13 protein-coding genes, 1 tRNA gene and 1 riboswitch are annotated in these 16,042 nt (G+C 32.8%); of the genes, 10 read left to right on the top strand and 4 right to left on the bottom strand.

Translation table 11 applies throughout. The annotated features are described in order from the left end of the window. Positions 1-6 precede the first annotated feature (6 nt). From ACFSSE_RS17820 to kduI, 6 genes are all read left to right on the top strand, one after another. The gene (locus ACFSSE_RS17820) at positions 7-384 is read left to right on the top strand and encodes a nuclear transport factor 2 family protein (RefSeq protein ID WP_379045403.1); all 378 of its coding nucleotides are present in this window, start codon (positions 7-9) and stop codon (positions 382-384) included. Positions 385-403: 19 nt separating this feature from the next. Next, positions 404-943, top strand: a complete 540-nt coding sequence (locus ACFSSE_RS17815; protein WP_379045401.1) for a hypothetical protein — start codon at positions 404-406, stop codon at positions 941-943. A gap of 30 nt (positions 944-973) precedes the next feature. Beyond that, positions 974-1,945, top strand: coding sequence for an NAD(P)-dependent alcohol dehydrogenase (locus tag ACFSSE_RS17810; RefSeq protein ID WP_379045398.1), 972 nt, complete (start codon positions 974-976; stop codon positions 1,943-1,945). Between the two features lie 31 nt (positions 1,946-1,976). Further along, positions 1,977-2,648, top strand: coding sequence for a Crp/Fnr family transcriptional regulator (locus ACFSSE_RS17805; RefSeq protein WP_379101061.1), 672 nt, complete (start codon positions 1,977-1,979; stop codon positions 2,646-2,648). A gap of 1,175 nt (positions 2,649-3,823) precedes the next feature. Continuing rightward, entirely contained in the window at positions 3,824-4,585 is a 762-nt protein-coding gene (locus ACFSSE_RS17800; RefSeq protein WP_379045392.1) for an SDR family oxidoreductase, read from the top strand. Positions 4,586-4,672: 87 nt separating this feature from the next. Continuing rightward, a complete protein-coding gene (gene kduI / locus ACFSSE_RS17795; RefSeq protein WP_379045389.1) occupies positions 4,673-5,503 on the top strand; it encodes a 5-dehydro-4-deoxy-D-glucuronate isomerase in 831 nt (276 codons plus the stop codon). A gap of 129 nt (positions 5,504-5,632) precedes the next feature. Here kduI and ACFSSE_RS17790 read toward each other — a convergent pair whose 3' ends face one another. Genes ACFSSE_RS17790 through ACFSSE_RS17780 form a run of 3 tightly spaced genes read right to left on the bottom strand, consistent with a single transcriptional unit; the run spans position 5,633 to position 9,204 of the window. Next, positions 5,633-6,829, bottom strand: a complete 1,197-nt coding sequence (locus ACFSSE_RS17790; RefSeq protein WP_379045387.1) for a homoserine dehydrogenase — start codon at positions 6,827-6,829, stop codon at positions 5,633-5,635. Continuing rightward, positions 6,830-7,885 (bottom strand): homoserine O-acetyltransferase family protein, encoded by a 1,056-nt coding sequence (locus tag ACFSSE_RS17785; RefSeq protein ID WP_379045384.1) that lies wholly within the window; start codon positions 7,883-7,885, stop codon positions 6,830-6,832. A 14-nt stretch (positions 7,886-7,899) separates the two neighbouring features. After that, the gene (locus tag ACFSSE_RS17780; protein ID WP_379045381.1) at positions 7,900-9,204 is read right to left on the bottom strand and encodes an O-acetylhomoserine aminocarboxypropyltransferase/cysteine synthase family protein; all 1,305 of its coding nucleotides are present in this window, start codon (positions 9,202-9,204) and stop codon (positions 7,900-7,902) included. A 209-nt stretch (positions 9,205-9,413) separates the two neighbouring features. Then, positions 9,414-9,516: riboswitch (SAM riboswitch) on the bottom strand. Positions 9,517-9,932: 416 nt separating this feature from the next. On the opposite strand from ACFSSE_RS17780, the gene mgtE reads away from it, so the two are divergent. After that, a complete protein-coding gene (gene mgtE, locus ACFSSE_RS17775) occupies positions 9,933-11,282 on the top strand; it encodes a magnesium transporter (protein ID WP_379045378.1) in 1,350 nt (449 codons plus the stop codon). A 61-nt stretch (positions 11,283-11,343) separates the two neighbouring features. Beyond that, a complete protein-coding gene (bioB, locus tag ACFSSE_RS17770; RefSeq protein WP_379045375.1) occupies positions 11,344-12,336 on the top strand; it encodes a biotin synthase BioB in 993 nt (330 codons plus the stop codon). A gap of 224 nt (positions 12,337-12,560) precedes the next feature. Here bioB and ACFSSE_RS17765 read toward each other — a convergent pair. Further along, positions 12,561-12,645: transfer RNA gene (locus ACFSSE_RS17765), tRNA-Ser, on the bottom strand. A 295-nt stretch (positions 12,646-12,940) separates the two neighbouring features. Here ACFSSE_RS17765 and ACFSSE_RS17760 point away from each other — a divergent pair. Together ACFSSE_RS17760 and ACFSSE_RS17755 are read left to right on the top strand one after the other, a co-directional pair. Beyond that, complete coding sequence (locus ACFSSE_RS17760) at positions 12,941-15,529, top strand: phosphoenolpyruvate carboxylase (RefSeq protein WP_379045372.1); 2,589 nt, start codon at positions 12,941-12,943, stop codon at positions 15,527-15,529. An 87-nt stretch (positions 15,530-15,616) separates the two neighbouring features. Further along, positions 15,617-16,024 (top strand): PAS domain S-box protein, encoded by a 408-nt coding sequence (locus ACFSSE_RS17755; RefSeq protein WP_379045369.1) that lies wholly within the window; start codon positions 15,617-15,619, stop codon positions 16,022-16,024. Positions 16,025-16,042: the final 18 nt, after the last annotated feature.

Raw genomic sequence — 16,042 nt, 5'->3', positions numbered from 1 at the left:
AATTAAATGACAACAGTAAAGGAGCAAATAAATGCATTAGAGCATCAATTGATTGATGCAATCAAAGCAAGTGATATAAAGTTTTTAGAAAAACATTTGCATAACGATTTGCTTTTTATAGCCCCTAATGGGCAAACCATTACTAAAGAAATTGATTTAATGTCGCACCGCTCCAAACAAATGAAGGTGGAAAGCATAGCAGCTTTTTTTGAAGATATAAAGGTTGTTGGCGATACGGTTATCGTTTTAGTAGCCTACCAAACCAGCGGGGTTATGCTGGGCAATCCTATAAATGGAAGATTTAAGTATATAAGGTTTTGGAAAAAATGCCGGGAGGATTTTAAAATAATTGGAGGCAGTTGTTATCAAGTAAGCCATAAATAATTTGTGTACTAAATTTTTAATGAAACTTACCAAACAAGATAAAATACAAATATTGGAAAATGCTTTGGCATACTTGGTTGCTTTTGGGATGATTATTTATGGAGCCGGAAAAGTAATACAGTTTGATGGAGCATTAAGTAATCATAAAGTTGTAGCTCAACTTTCTGGGATGGAATTAATGTGGGCTTTTTATAGTTATTCAAAAGCCTATGTAATTGTTTTAGGTGTATTAGAAATAGGTGCCGCTTTACTGATTTTATTTATAAAAACTAGGTTAATAGGAGGTCTAATTGCAAGTACTATTTTAATCAATATTATTTTGCAAGATATTTTTTACCATGTAAATACAGGAGCTTTAAGGGCTGCTATCCTATATCAATCATCTATTTTTTTGATATTTTACATTCATAAAAACACGGTTAAGAAATGTTTAAATGTATTAACTATAGATATTAAAATATATTCAAACAAAGAAATATGGATGATTAAAGTTTTGCTCTCCGTTTTAGTTTTTGTGATTTTTAGAATACTAGAATTTTATTTAACAACTAAATTTTAACAAATCAACTTCTCCATCAATAAATCAAAAATGAAAGCCATTATCCATAAAAAATACGGGCCACCTACTGTTGCTTACCTTGCAGATGTTGCAAAACCAAAGCCAAGTGATGATGAATTACTGGTAAAAGTTTACGCATCTACCGTTAACAGAACAGATGCCGGAATAAGAAGTGCCGAATATGTTGTTTCGCGATTGTTTAGCGGATTATTAAAACCTAAGAATCAAATTTTGGGTTGTGAGTTTTCTGGTGTCGTACAATCTATCGGTAAAAATGTTTCAGACTTTAAAGTAGGGGATCAAGTTTTTGGTTATAACGATAAAACCTTTGGAGGCCATGCCGAATACCTTACCATTGCGCATAATGCTGCCATAGCCATAGCTCCAAAAAACATCAGTTTACACGATGCAGCTGCCATAACGGAAGGTGCCCATTACGCTTTAAATATTATCAGGGCAGCAAAAGTAAAATACGGACAAGAGGTGTTGGTTTATGGAGCTACTGGAGCTATCGGTTCATCGGCGGTGCAGCTATTAAATTATTTTGGCGCTAATGTTACAGCTGTTTGCAATACAAAAAACGTTGAACTTGTCAAAAAATTGAGTGCTAAAAAAGTAATAAACTATCAGCAGTCTGACTTTACAAAATTTAACTACAAATATGATTTTGTTTTTGATGCAGTTGGAAAAAGTTCATTTGGAGCTTGCCAACCTCTTCTTAATAAAAATGGGATTTACATATCTACCGAATTAGGAAAAAACGGACAGAATGTATTTTTGGCTTTAAAACATTGGGTGTTGAAAAGCAAAAAAAAAGTATTATTTCCAATTCCTCCAGATTTATCGCAAGAAGATATTGGCTTTTTAAAAGATTTGGTAGTAAATGGGATGTTTAAACCGGTGATAGATAGCTACCGAAAGCTTGATGATATAGTAGAGGCTTATACTTATGTTGAGAGCGGGCAAAAAGTTGGTAACGTGGTTTTGAAAATAATAAATTAGTGTATATATTTACACAAGCTGTTTAAATTTTATGGGTAATTTACAGTTAATTAAGAATTTACATAGAACCGTTTGTTCAATGAATTTAAAAGATGTAGAACTTCTCAAACATCAATACCTAAACGAAATGTTTAGTTTGATGAACTTTACAGAAGAAGAGTGGGAAGTGATCATTTCATTACAGGCTTTCCGTCAGTATAAAAAGGGAACCATATTATTGAAAGAAGGACAATTTTCAAAAACAAGTTTTTACGTAATAAAAGGCTGTTTACGGAGCTACTATTTGCTAGATGGCGAAGAAAAAATAAATGAATTTTATACAGAAAGAGACTATTTTACCCCCAGTTGTTTGGTCACTAATAAACCTGCAGAGCATTATTTAGATTGTTTAGAAGACTGTTTGGTAAATGTTAGCACTGCCGAATCTGAAACAATTATAATGGAAAAGTTTCCGCGTTTCGAAAAATTATGTAGAGCTTATTCTGAAGAATTAGTGGTAAAGCAAAAGTCTGAATTTGACAGATTTAAAATTGCTTCGCAAGAACAGCGTTATATTAATTTCGCTACCAAACGCCCAGATTTGATGCAACGTGTTCCGCAATATCAAATTGCCAGTTACTTGGGTTTAACGCCACAATCTTTAAGTCGCATTCGTAAAAGGTTAGTTAAAACTGATTTTAATTTCCATAGAGTTGCTGTTTAGTGATTACCCGAAAAAAAAATTAAACAAATAGGGCTCCTCACAACTTTATCTTAAAATTAGTCTAACGTATTTGGGTTTGGTTTTCGAGATGGTTTAGGGATGCAAAATTATTAACCTGCACTCAACTTAAATACAGAAAAAAGATCTAGGGTTTAATTTCACAATATTGACTAGGCTTCAATAGCGTCATTTTCATTGCCTTAAACTATCCTTCAACGTGTTCTTCCTTCATCATGTAATTAAGGCTCCGGAACCATTCATCATTTGGCTTTCTTATTCATCGCTAACGGTTTACTAGGAAATGTATCCTTAAAAAGTTTAAGTTGATTTCCATAATTAACTACGCTCGCTTTTTGTCAAACATTTCGCTCAAATATTTTTCATATTTCCAGATGAGGCCATCTCCACGCATAATGGATTATTAAACAAAGAAGAACGACTTCTAAAATAGCGTCAGACACCATGTGGATCCACGCCTCACCTGCCAAAAAACAATATAAGGGGAATATTTACAGTGGCTACAATTATATCTGCCCGGTGATTTACTTTAGCCGGAAGCGTAACAGAAAGGAAATCATCAACACCGAAATTGTAAATACCGCAAGTGCCGACAAAAGAAACCATTGAGTACTATCAAATACAAACACCCTACCTTTCAGAATATTGTTTATTACATCCGGCATATATAGGTCGAAATTATCAAGATAGATAATTAGAAACATTAAACTCGTCCACAATGTTACAAGCTTTAGTTTTACATTGACCTTGATGTCTTCCAATGCATTTTGCGATGTTTTATAAATGAGGTAGGAGCGAACTATCTTTATTGACCGATGAGGATCTCAGCTTTTTTTAGCTGTTTTATGAAGGGTGTTTGCAAATTGTTGTCAGTTTTTTCAATCTAAAAATAGTATTTAGATACAAGAGACAAGGCAGAAATAATAAACTAATTTTTACACTCTCTTTAACCTAATTATACATATAGCCAAACATTTTAAAGACATAAACGGAAAACGGATTTCTATCAAAAAAAACAGATCGAATTTAAAAGGAGAGAAATCTAAATTAGGATAGCTTAAAACATTATTTTAAACTCAAAAAAACACTATAAATTATTGATTGCTCTAATAAAATTACGAAATTGCAGTCGTTAATTAATCTATAAGACACAAAAAATGAATTTATTTGATTTAAGTGGGAAGATTGCTTTAGTTACAGGTTGTAATAAAGGAATTGGAAAAGGTATGGCTTTAGCTTTAGCAGCAGCTGGAGCTGATATTATTGGAGTTTCGGCCAATATGCCGTTAAGTGGCGGAGAAACCGAATTAGAAATACAAAAATTAGGTAAAACTTTTAAAGCCTACCAATGTGATTTTAGCGATAGAGCATCTTTAGAAACTTTTATTGAGCAAGTTAAAGCCGATTATCCTGTAATAGATATTTTAGTAAATAATGCAGGTACAATTAAAAGAGCACCAATTGCAGAACACCCAAATGATTTTTGGGACAATGTTTTAGCTATTAATTTAGATGCACCATTTATTTTAACCAGAGAAATTGGTAAAAGAATGGTAGAACAAGGTTCTGGAAAAATTATTTTCACTGCCTCTTTATTAACTTTTCAGGGCGGTATTACTGTGCCAGGATACGCAGCAAGTAAAGGCGCAATTGGTAGCTTAGTAAAAGCTTTTGCTAACGAATGGGCTGCAAAAGGAGTAAATGTAAATGCAGTTGCACCAGGTTACATTGCTACTGATAATACAGAAGCATTAAGAAATGACGAAGAAAGAAGCAAATCTATTTTATCAAGAATACCTGCTAACAGATGGGGAACACCAGAAGATTTTGGTGGTGTAACCGTATTTTTAGCTTCAAAAGCAGCTGATTATGTTCACGGAACGGTAATTACCGTTGATGGTGGATGGATGGGACGTTAAGGCTAAAAACAAAAGGAAATAAGGCAGAAAGCGAAAAGCTAACTTGCTAAAAATGATAAATAGTACAATAAGAAGAAATACAAAAAAATGATACAGAGATACCACAATAGCCAAAAAGAAGTAAAAGGAATGAATACCTCAGAATTGCGTGAGCAATTTTTGATAGAGGACTTAATGAGTGAAGGTGAAGTTAAATTTACTTATAGCCATTATGACAGAATTATTATTGGAGGTGCAGTACCAGCAAATGGTAGTTTAGCTTTAGAAAACTATCCAATGATTAAAGCTGATTTCTTTTTAGAAAGAAGAGAAATGGGTGTAATAAATGTTGGTGGCGCAGGTAAAATTACTGTTGACGGTAAAGTTTATGATTTAGCGAAAAAAGATTGTTTATACATTAGTAGAGGCTGTAAAGATATTAGCTTTGCTTCAATTGATGCAGCAGATACAGCAAAGTTTTATATCCTTTCTGCGCCAGCACATAAAGAATATCCAACAACTTTAATGAAAGAAGCAGAAGCTACACCAGTAGTTTTAGGTTCGGCAGATACTTCTAACCATAGAACTATACATAAATATATATATGCTGATGGTATTCAAAGTTGCCAATTGGTAATGGGCCTAACAACTTTAACAACTGGTAGCGTTTGGAATACCATGCCATCTCATGTACATGATAGAAGAATGGAAGCTTATTTCTATTTTGATTTAGCATCAGACCAAACTATTGTACATTTAATGGGCGAACCACAAGAAACTCGTCACTTATTGGTGCATAACAATCAAGCAATTATCAGCCCGCCATGGTCTATTCACTCTGGTTGTGGTACTGCAAGCTATTCTTTTATTTGGGGAATGGGTGGCGAAAACCAAGATTATGGAGATATGGATCCAGTATTAATTACGGAGTTAAAATAATTTTTCGTATCTATTTCATTGTTTAAATCAATGATGAAATAAAATAGCTTAAGATTTTTAGCTGATAAAAAAATAGCCGTCTCATTTTATATATGAGACGGCTATTTTTATTTTAAGAAATTGCTAGCATTAAGAAGCAATATAATTTCCCGTATCTGCTATAAAAGCACCGTCTTCTAATATCAAATTTTTAGCTTTAAAAATATCTTCTAACTTTATACTCCCAACAACATAATGGTAATCTTTAGATGAAAAACGCTCTTCTATATCAATAAAATGAAGCTTATTGATTAAATCTTCATCATTGTATCTTAAGTAAACTTCAATTACTTCGTTATTATTAAAGTTTATTTTTTCTTCAATCAAGGCCTTTTTGTACTCGTACCTATAATCATACCTTAAAGCAGATATATCAGAAAATACTGCCGCACCAGTTGGGTGTCCGCCAGCACCTTTACCAAAGAAAAATTGTTGATCGGCAAAGGCAGCTTGCACACTTACACCATTGTACTCATTCTCCACGTTAAACAAAAAATCTTCTTTTTTAACCAGTTTAGGCAAAACGTAAATACTTACTTCTTTATCGTTTTGTTTTTTAGCAACAGGTACCAATTTTAATTTCTGTCCTTTTTCTCTTGCGTATTTTAAATCGCTGTTTTGTAGGTTTTGAATACCGATATTTAAAATATCATCTGGATTAGCAAAAATACCATAAGCATGAGATGCAGCAATAACTACCTTATATTTAGCGTCGTAACCACCAACATCTAAAGTTGGGTCTGTTTCTGCAAAACCTAAATCCTGCGCTTTCTTTAAAGCATCGTTATAACTTTGGTTTTCGTTAAATACTTTAGATAAAATGTAATTTGACGAACCATTAAATATTCCGCTAACGGCATATAAAAGTTCATTGTCATAATATTCTTCTAAATTTCTAATGATTGGAATACTGCCACAAACAGCACCTTCGTATAATAAAGAAGTACCGTTTTCTTTTTGTATTTGCACCAACTCTTCTAAATGCAAGGCAATCATTTTTTTATTTGCCGATACTACATTTTTACCATTTTTAAGCGCATAAGTCACTATTTCATAAGCGGCATTAGCATCGTTAATTAATTCAATAATGGTATTGATTTCTGGGTCGTTTAATATTTCCCATTTATCAGTAGTGAAAAGATGTGAAGGTAACGTTCTTTCTTTTGTTGCGTCTTTTATGGCTATTTTTTTGAACTCTAAATTCAAGTTTCTGCTAACGGTAATATCATACAAACCTTGCCCAACTATTCCAAACCCAAATAAACCTATATTTAATTTCTTGCTCATTTATGCTATTTTTAAAATTTTACTGTCTAATTTAATGCTGTCTTTTTTAATAAATGCTGCTAAATGTTGTGTTAAAACGCCGGTTTCTATTAAAAATCCATCATGCCCGTAAAAAGAATCAATTTCTACTAATTGTGCACTGTTAATGTTTCTTGCTAAAAATTGTTGTTCTTCTATCGGAAATAATAAATCGTTTTTTATACCTATTACTAAAGTATTGGCTTTTACCAAGTTTAAAGCTTCTTTTACAGAATTTCTTCCCCTAGCTACATTATGGCTATCCATTGCTTTGGTTAAGTAATAATAGCTGTAAGCGTTAAAACGTTTTAATAATTTATCGCCTTGGTAACGTTGATAAGCTGCTGCATTAAAATCCGATCTCTTTTTAGCATCCTTTTCTTGTTGTGTAATATCATAACTTTGATAAGAGCGATAAGAAAGTAAAGCAATGCTTCTAGCAGCCCTTAAGCCTTTTGCGCCACCATTTTTAGCATTGCCGTAAAAAGTACGATCTGTAGTTATGGCTAATCTTTGAGATTCATTAAATGCGATTCCCCAAGGCGAATGCTTAGCGTTTGAGGCTATGAGTACCAAATTTTTAATTCTTTCTGGAGCAATAATAGACCATTCTAAAGCTTGTTGTCCACCTAATGAACCACCAATTAACATTTCAATATCCTCTATTTCTAAAGCATCAGCCAAAAGCTCATTTGCGGCAACCAAATCTCTAATTGTAAATTCAGGGAAAGCCAAATAATAAGGTAAACCTGTAACACTATTTATTGATAACGGACTAGTAGTGCCGTAGTGAGAGCCAATTACATTTGCGCAAACAATAAAATAATCTTTCGGATTAAATAAATCGTTTTTACCAAATAAACCTGCCCACCAATCAAACACATCTGAGTTTGCCGTTAAAGCGTGGCAAACCCAAATTACATTTGATTTATCTTTATTTAATTTACCATAGGTATGGTAAGCAATGTCTAAACTTCTCAGCTTTTTCCCGCTTTCTAACTTAAAGGCACTTTTATATTGAAATGTTTTGATAGTCATTATTGAAAAAGGTTTTATTTTACAGCTGCAAATGCTTGCTCAAAGTCAGCTTTAATATCGTCTATATGTTCTATACCTACAGAAACACGTAAAAGGGTAGGGCTTACGCCAGATTTTACCTGATCTTCTGCACTTAACTGTTGGTGTGTTGTTGCAGATGGTTGTATAATTAAAGTTTTAGCATCACCAACGTTAGCTAAATGGCTGGTCAGTTTTAAGTTATCCACAAAAGACTTAGTTTGTTCTTTATCTCCCGCTAATTCAAAAGATAAAACACCACCAAAACCTCTTTTTAAGTATTTCTTAGCCAATTCATGGTAAGGAGAAGATATTAAACCAGGATAATTAACTGATTTAACTTGTGGATGGCTTTCTAACCATTTAGCCAATTCTAAAGCATTTTCTACATGGCGCTGTACCCTTAAAGAAAGTGTTTCCAAACCTTGTATTAATTGAAACGAGTTGAAAGGAGAAATAGCGGCACCAAAATCTCTTAAGCCTTCAACCCTAGCTCTAATTATAAATTGAATATTCCCAAACGGACCATCAACACCAAAAACATCAGAGAATATTAAGCCATGGTAACCTTCAGATGGTTCAGAAAATTGAGGAAATTTACCATTACCCCAATTGTAATTTCCACCATCCACAATTACTCCACCAATGCTGGTTCCATGTCCACCAATCCATTTAGTAGCAGATTCTACCACAATGTTTGCTCCATGCTCTAAAGGGCGAAATAAATAACCACCTGCACCAAAAGTATTATCAACAATTAGAGGTAAATCATGCTTCTTAGCAACCGCAGCAATTTTTTCAAAATCAGGTATGTTAAATGCTGGGTTACCAATTGTTTCTAAATAAATGGCTTTTGTTTTATCATTAATTAAAGCATCAAAACTTTCTGGCTCTTCGTTTTCTACAAACTTAGCCTCAATACCTAAACGTTTAAATTGAACTTTAAATTGGTTGTAAGTACCACCGTATAAATATCTGCTGGTTACAAAGTTATCGCCTGCTTCTAAAATGTTTGATAAGGCTAAAAACTGAGCAGCTTGCCCAGATGCTACTGCTAAAGCAGCAACTCCACCTTCTAAAGCAGCAATCCTTTTTTCAAAAACGTCTGTAGTTGGGTTCATTATACGGGTGTAGATGTTTCCAAATTCTTTTAATGCAAATAAATTTGCACCATGCTCTGAATTATTAAAAGCGTAAGAAGTTGTTTGATAAATAGGCACAGCCCTTGAGCCAGTTGTTGGATCTATAACTTGGCCAGCGTGTATTTGTAATGTTTCAAATTTTAAGTTTTCTGTTGACATTTTTAAATAGTTTATGTAAAAAAAAATTGGGTTGATTTTAATTAAAGGAGGCAATTGCAGAATAAATCTATAATAGCGAAAACTAATGCGTGGTTAGCACATGCAAAAACACATACAAGTAGAAAATACTAATTGTGGTTTTTGCTTTTTTAATCCTTCTAAAAAGGATAAACCTGAGAATTTGTTGTTGTTTGCTGTCATGTCTTAAAAATTTATATCCCCCTTTCGGGCTAGGAATTGGCACCTTCTCTTTTATGCTAAGGGTTGCCAGTGGGTTTTAGAGCCTAATCTCTCGCCACTTCTTTATAAACCAAGACCTGTATTAGAGGAATTGATTTTGGTATCTCAACCAAATGATGTTGCGAATATAAGTGGATTTAATTGTATATTCCAAATAAAATTTGGAAAAATTTGAAAATATTTAAATTTTGCTTTCTTAGAGCCTGTTTAAATTTGTTATTGTGATAATGTTTATAGCTTATTTTTGGGCGAAACGAGGCAAATTTTGTAGAGATAGCCGGAAGCTATCTCGGAAAATTTAACGAAGTTGTAGTCAAAAAGAAGCATAAACAAATTATTAGATAAATTTTAAACAGGCTCTTATAATCCTAGTATTTATTATCAAATTATAGGTTTTAATCCTGTTTTAATAAACTTCTCCTCAAAAAAATAAAATTAATATTTCTTAAAATGCTGCACTTTGAAGGTTTAAATTTAATTTAGCTGTGATGCAATCTTTTGAAATTGACAAAACAGATATCCTTAAAGTAAAACAAGCTTTAGAAGGAGATGATCAAGAGTTATTACTCTTATTGAATGATTATCATGCCTCAGAATTGGCTATACTTTTCGAGTCGATTAGCTTAGAATCACAGAAAAAGATTATCAATCTATTACCTGTAGAAATGGCTTCGGATATTATATCCGAAATGAGCTATGAAGCCCACCCAGAAGAGCTTTTATTTGATTTAGAACCTGAAAAAAGACAAGAAATTGTAGAGGAACTTGATTATGATGACGCTACCGATATTATCTCGCAAATGGATGCTGATGACCAGCAAGAGATTTTGGAGGAAATGGATAAAGAGGATGCTATAAACATCAGAAATTTATTGACCTACGCCGAAGATACTGCTGGCGGGTTAATGAATACTGAAGTAATTAAGGTAGGTGCCGAAATGTCTAAAAAGCAAGCTATTGATGAAATTATACTCCAAAGCGAAGATATTGAAGAATTTTATACCATCTATGTAGTTGATAAAGCAGATGTTTTGCAAGGTATTGTTTCTTTGAAAGATGTGATTAAAGCAAAAGCAAATGCAACAGTTGCAGATATTGTTAATACAAATTTTGTTTATGTAAAAGCAAGTACAGACCAAGAAGAGGTTGCCGATTTAATTTCGCAATACAATTTAACCAGTATTCCGGTGGTGGATGTGAATATGAAATTATTGGGTAGAGTAACTTTTGATGACGTGATAGACGTTATGGAAGAAGAAAATACAGAAGATATTTTGAAGTTTTCTGGGGTTTCTGAAGATGAGGAATTAAGCGGTAATTGGGTGGAAGCAGTAAAATCAAGATTACCTTGGTTAATATTAAACTTAGGAACTGCTTTTTTAGCTTCATCTGTAATCCGTTATTTTGAACCAACGGTTACCAAAGTTGTAGTGCTTGCAGGTTACATGACTATTATTGCTGGTATGGGCGGAAACGCTGCTACACAGGCATTAGCAGTTACCATTAGAAGAATTACTTTAAATGATTTATCGGATAACCAAGCTTACCGTACTGTAGTTAAAGAACTAACGGTGGGTTTAATAAATGGAGCTGTTAATGGATTGATTGTATTTTTATTTGCTTTTCTATATGATGATAATTTACTTTTAGGTTTGGTTATTTTTATAGCCATGACAGGTAATTTATTGATTGCTGGCATTACTGGAGCTGCCATTCCGTTAATTTTAAAGCGAGTAGGAATTGACCCCGCTGTGGCATCTTCAATTATCATTACTACCTTTACAGATGTATTTGGATTTTTACTTTTATTAGGCTTAGCCACTAAATTATTGCTATAATTGCATAAAATTGTTAATGGACTATTGACCATTTTCCATGGACTTCTAATAAATACAGCAAATGATTACAAAACACAACTGGACAAAAGAAGAAATTCTTGACATATACAACAAACCATTTTTAGATTTAGTTTACGAAGCAGCAAGTGTACATCGTGAAAACAAAGATTATTCGGAAGTGCAAATTAGTTCCCTAATTTCAATAAAAACAGGTGGTTGCCCAGAGGATTGTTCTTATTGCCCACAAGCCGCCCGTTACCATACAGATGTTGAAGTACAATCAATGATGAAGGTTGACGAAGTGGTAGATTTAGCACAAAAAGCTAAAGATGGTGGTGCATCTCGTTTATGTATGGGCGCAGCATGGCGTGAAGTGCGTGATAACCGAGATTTTGATAAGGTTATTGATATGGTTAAAGCAGTAAATAGTATGGATATGGAGGTTTGTTGTACTTTAGGAATGCTAAACGCACACCAAGCACAACGCCTTTCTGATGCCGGTTTATATGCTTACAATCATAACTTAGATACTTCCGAAGAAGATTATTCTCGTATTATTTCTACCCGCACATTTGACGATAGGTTAAAAACTATTGAGAACGTACGTAAAGCAAATTTAACCGTTTGTAGCGGTGGAATTATTGGCTTAGGCGAAACCGTTAATGATAGAGTAGCGATGTTACAAGTTTTAGCAAATATGCCTCAACATCCAGAATCCGTTCCTGTAAATGCATTGGTTCCGGTAAAAGGAACACCATTAGCAAATCAGCCTCGTGTTGCCATTTGGGATATGGTGCGTATGATTGCTACAGCAAGAATTACAATGCCAAAAACAGCTGTTCGTTTATCAGCAGGAAGAAATGAAATGAGTGTTTTAGAACAAGCTTTTTGTTTTATGGCTGGTGCAAATTCTATTTTCGCTGGCGATAAATTATTAACTACCCCAAATCCAGATTTTAAAGACGATATGGCAATGTTTGAGTTGCTAGGTTTAAGCACACGTAAAGCATTCAAAAACGGCCGTCCGCAAAATACAGAAGCAGAAATAGTTTAAGTATTAAAAAAAATATTAGAAAGTCCTAGGGTGAAATACTTAGGACTTTTTGTTTTTCATAAAAATTTGGGCCGTTTTACGGGCTTTACGGTATAGTCCCGATAAAAAATTAATTATGCTTAATAAATATTGTGAAATATTACATATTTGCCACTTTTTTAAACAAAAAAACCTGCAATCATTTTGATTTGCAGGCTTTTTATAAAGTTTGATACGAATATCTGCGGAGAGTGGGGGATTCGAACCCGCGGACCTGTAACAGTCAACAGTTTTCAAGACTGCCGCAATCGACCACTCTGCCAACTCTCCGCGACAAAAGTACGAAAGAGAATCATTTTGGCAAATTAAATTTTAATTTTATTTAATATTTTATCTTATCTAATGATAACCAATTCAACATCAGAATATTAAATTTTAAAATTTTCTTCAAAAAACTTTAAAAACCTTCTTATTAACCTCTAATCATCATAAAAACAAAAAATAACAGCAATATAAGTCATCAAAATATTCCTAAAAATGCAAAACCAACAAAAATAGCCACAACTATTTTTTATTTGTTTATTTATTTGTGTAACAATAAAGTTTAACGTAATTTTCAGGCATCATGTCAAAAATAAACACACAACAAGGTTCAAAAGAGCTCGTTTTTAAAAACGAGGTAACTACAAAATTCGAGTTATACAATAGCCTGTTCTTAACTTTACCATTTTATACAGTAAAAAATACAGGCTTAGCATTACCATATTTTTTTAATTATTGCGAAGAAGGTACAGAAAATCACCTAAGACCAGATGAAATTATAGAGTCGTTTTTTTCTATACAAAAAGGGATTACAGACCAAAAAGAAATAATAGACCTATTGTTTAGGTTTATTCAATACATAGAACGCCAAGTTGTATTATTTGATGCTGTAGAGGATGCGGCTTTTGCTAAAATTAATGGCTTAGATGAAGCAAACTCTCTTTCTAATTTAATGAGCAAAGCATCAGAAGATGAAATTTTATATAAAAACATTCAAGATTCTTTAGCAGAATTTAAGTTAAGGTTAGTGCTTACTGCTCACCCAACACAATTTTACCCAGGTCCGGTTTTGGCTATAATGACAGACTTAACCGAGGCTATTAAAGAAAATGACGTTAATGCAATTAACCTATTGTTACAACAACTAGGTAAAACGCCTTTCTTTAAAAAACAAAAACCAACGCCAGTTGATGAGGCTATCAGTTTAACTTGGTACTTAGAAAACATTTTCTACCAAACTGCATCAAACGTTCATAAAAATTTAGAAGATGTATTTAAATTAGATTTAGGAAACCATAGTTTAATTGAATTAGGTTTTTGGCCAGGTGGGGATAGAGATGGAAATCCTTTTGTTACAGCAGAAACTACCAAACAAGTTTCGTCTTTTTTAAGAAAAGCATTGTTTAGATGTTATTACCGCGATTTTAAAAACATGAAACGTAGAGTTACATTTAATGGGGTAGAAAAATATATGGATGTTTTAGAGGATATGATTTATGCAAACGCATTTGACTCTTTACCTCAAGAAACAGACATTAAAGAAGACCTTTTAGATAATTTACGCAATATTAAAAGAGTTTTAAATGATTATCATGATGCTTTATTTATAGATGTTGTTGATGATTTAATATGGAAAGTTAAGCTTTTTGGCTGCCACTTTGCCTCGTTAGATATTAGGCAAGACAGTAGAATTTTAAGAACACTGTTTGCAGAAAGTATTAAAACTTCACCAATAAAAGGAACAATTCCCGAAAATTTTTTAGAACTAACTGAGGAAGAAAAAATAGCTACCATTCCTTTAAATGAAAGTAATTTAACAGAATACCAATCTTTTGGAGATTTAAGTAAAGACAGCTTAGATGTTATTAGGTTAATTAAAAACATGCAAACGCAACAAGGAAAAAGAGCTTGTCACCGTTTCATTATTAGTAATTGCCAAAAAGCTTCTGATATTTTACAATTGATGCAGTTGTTTTTATGGAGTGGCTGGAAAATGGATGAAATGGATGTTGATTTTGTACCTCTTTTTGAAACCATTGACGATTTAAGAGTTGCCGATAAAGTTATGAAGAGCTTGTACCAACATCCTGTTTATCAAAAACATTTAATACGTAGAAAAAACAGACAGATTATTATGTTAGGTTTTTCTGATAGTACCAAAGATGGGGGTTACTTAATGGCCAACTGGTCTATTTATGCAGCAAAATCAAGCTTAACCAAAGTTTCAAGAGAACACAACATTGATTTAGCATTTTTTGATGGTAGGGGTGGTCCTCCAGCAAGAGGAGGAGGTAAAACCCATAAGTTTTATGCTTCTTTTGGTAAAGATGTGGCCAATAAGCAAATCCAAATTACAGTTCAAGGTCAAACCATAAGTTCGCATTTTGGTACTTTTGAAAGTTCTACCAATAATATGGAGCAATTAATTCATGCGGGGATTACATCAGCTTTAAGCAGACAAGATAATGACACCATGTCTGTAAGTGAAAGAGCTGTTTTTAGTGCTTTAGCTGATAAAAGCTACGATTCTTTTATGGAATTAAGAAGGCATCCATTGTTTTTGAAATTTCTGGAAGTACAAAGCCCTTTAAAAATGCTTTCGCAGATAAATATCAGCAGTCGTCCAGTAAAAAGAAATTCAAATGCAGAATTAAAATTAGAAGATTTAAGAGCAATTAGTTTTGTTACTTCTTGGAGCCAATTAAAGCAAAATATACCTGGTTTTTATGGCGTTGGTACAGCTTTAAAAGCAATTAAAGAAACTGGCGCTTGGGAAGAACTGAAACAACTTTATATTAATAGTGGTTTCTTTAAAACAATTATAGACAACTGTATGATGTCTATGACAAAAGCAGATTTTAGGTTAACTGCATATTTAGAAACAGATGAGACTTTTGGTGCTTTTTGGAAGTTATTGAAAGAAGAATATGTTTTAACAGAAAAATTAGTATTGGATTTAACAAACACACAAACATTAATGCAAAAATATCCTATTGATAAACAATCAATAGATGTAAGAGAAAAAATTACTTTACCTTTAGTAATTATTCAACGTTATGCAATTATAAAAAGTTTAGATAAAAACATAAGTGAAGAACAAAAATTAATTTATAATAAGTTAATTTTAAGAACATTATATGGCATCGTAAATGCCGCCAGAAATTCAGCCTAAATAAAAAGCTCCCTAAAGGAGCTTTTTTTAGCATGAAATTAATTATACGTTGCAACTCTTAAATTTAGATTGTATTTATAAAAAATTATGCAATTAGTTAATTCTCAACTCTCGAAACAATATCTTGATGATGAAAAAAGTTTGTTAGAACAGTTTTTTTATTATACGCCAGATTTATTATGTATAGCAAGTTATGATGGTAGGTTTTTAAAAGTAAATCCAGCGGTTAGTGAGGTGTTAGGATATACAGAAGAAGAACTTTTAAATTTAAAAATTAGAGATTTAATTTTTGATGAAGATAAAGAAATAACGCAAGAAACAAGAAGTAAAATGTTAGAGGGAGTTCCTCTAGTTAATTTCGAAAACAGATATATTACAAAGTCTGGAGAAATTGTTTGGTTATCTTGGACGTCAATACACATAAAAGAAAAAGATTATGTTTTTGCTATCATATCTGTCCGAACAATTTCCGATTTCGTAAAACGGAATTATTAACTAATTGATTTACAGTTA

This window comes from Pedobacter alpinus (assembly GCF_042684645.1).
Classification (GTDB): domain Bacteria; phylum Bacteroidota; class Bacteroidia; order Sphingobacteriales; family Sphingobacteriaceae; genus Pseudopedobacter; species Pseudopedobacter alpinus.
Note: the sequence above shows the minus strand (reverse complement) of the source record. Positions and strands in the feature narration are given on the sequence as shown.

Excerpts from the sequence above, each read along its gene's own strand:
- ACFSSE_RS17820 (WP_379045403.1), top strand. The coding sequence starts at position 7 with ATGACAACAGTAAAGGAGCAAATAAATGCATTAGAGCATCAATTGATT.
- ACFSSE_RS17815 (WP_379045401.1), top strand. The coding sequence starts at position 404 with ATGAAACTTACCAAACAAGATAAAATACAAATATTGGAAAATGCTTTG.
- ACFSSE_RS17810 (WP_379045398.1), top strand. The coding sequence starts at position 974 with ATGAAAGCCATTATCCATAAAAAATACGGGCCACCTACTGTTGCTTAC.
- ACFSSE_RS17805 (WP_379101061.1), top strand. The coding sequence starts at position 1,977 with ATGGGTAATTTACAGTTAATTAAGAATTTACATAGAACCGTTTGTTCA.
- ACFSSE_RS17800 (WP_379045392.1), top strand. The coding sequence starts at position 3,824 with ATGAATTTATTTGATTTAAGTGGGAAGATTGCTTTAGTTACAGGTTGT.
- kduI (WP_379045389.1), top strand. The coding sequence starts at position 4,673 with ATGATACAGAGATACCACAATAGCCAAAAAGAAGTAAAAGGAATGAAT.
- ACFSSE_RS17790 (WP_379045387.1), bottom strand. The coding sequence starts at position 6,829 with ATGAGCAAGAAATTAAATATAGGTTTATTTGGGTTTGGAATAGTTGGG.
- ACFSSE_RS17785 (WP_379045384.1), bottom strand. The coding sequence starts at position 7,885 with ATGACTATCAAAACATTTCAATATAAAAGTGCCTTTAAGTTAGAAAGC.
- ACFSSE_RS17780 (WP_379045381.1), bottom strand. The coding sequence starts at position 9,204 with ATGTCAACAGAAAACTTAAAATTTGAAACATTACAAATACACGCTGGC.
- mgtE (WP_379045378.1), top strand. The coding sequence starts at position 9,933 with ATGCAATCTTTTGAAATTGACAAAACAGATATCCTTAAAGTAAAACAA.
- bioB (WP_379045375.1), top strand. The coding sequence starts at position 11,344 with ATGATTACAAAACACAACTGGACAAAAGAAGAAATTCTTGACATATAC.
- ACFSSE_RS17760 (WP_379045372.1), top strand. The coding sequence starts at position 12,941 with ATGTCAAAAATAAACACACAACAAGGTTCAAAAGAGCTCGTTTTTAAA.
- ACFSSE_RS17755 (WP_379045369.1), top strand. The coding sequence starts at position 15,617 with ATGCAATTAGTTAATTCTCAACTCTCGAAACAATATCTTGATGATGAA.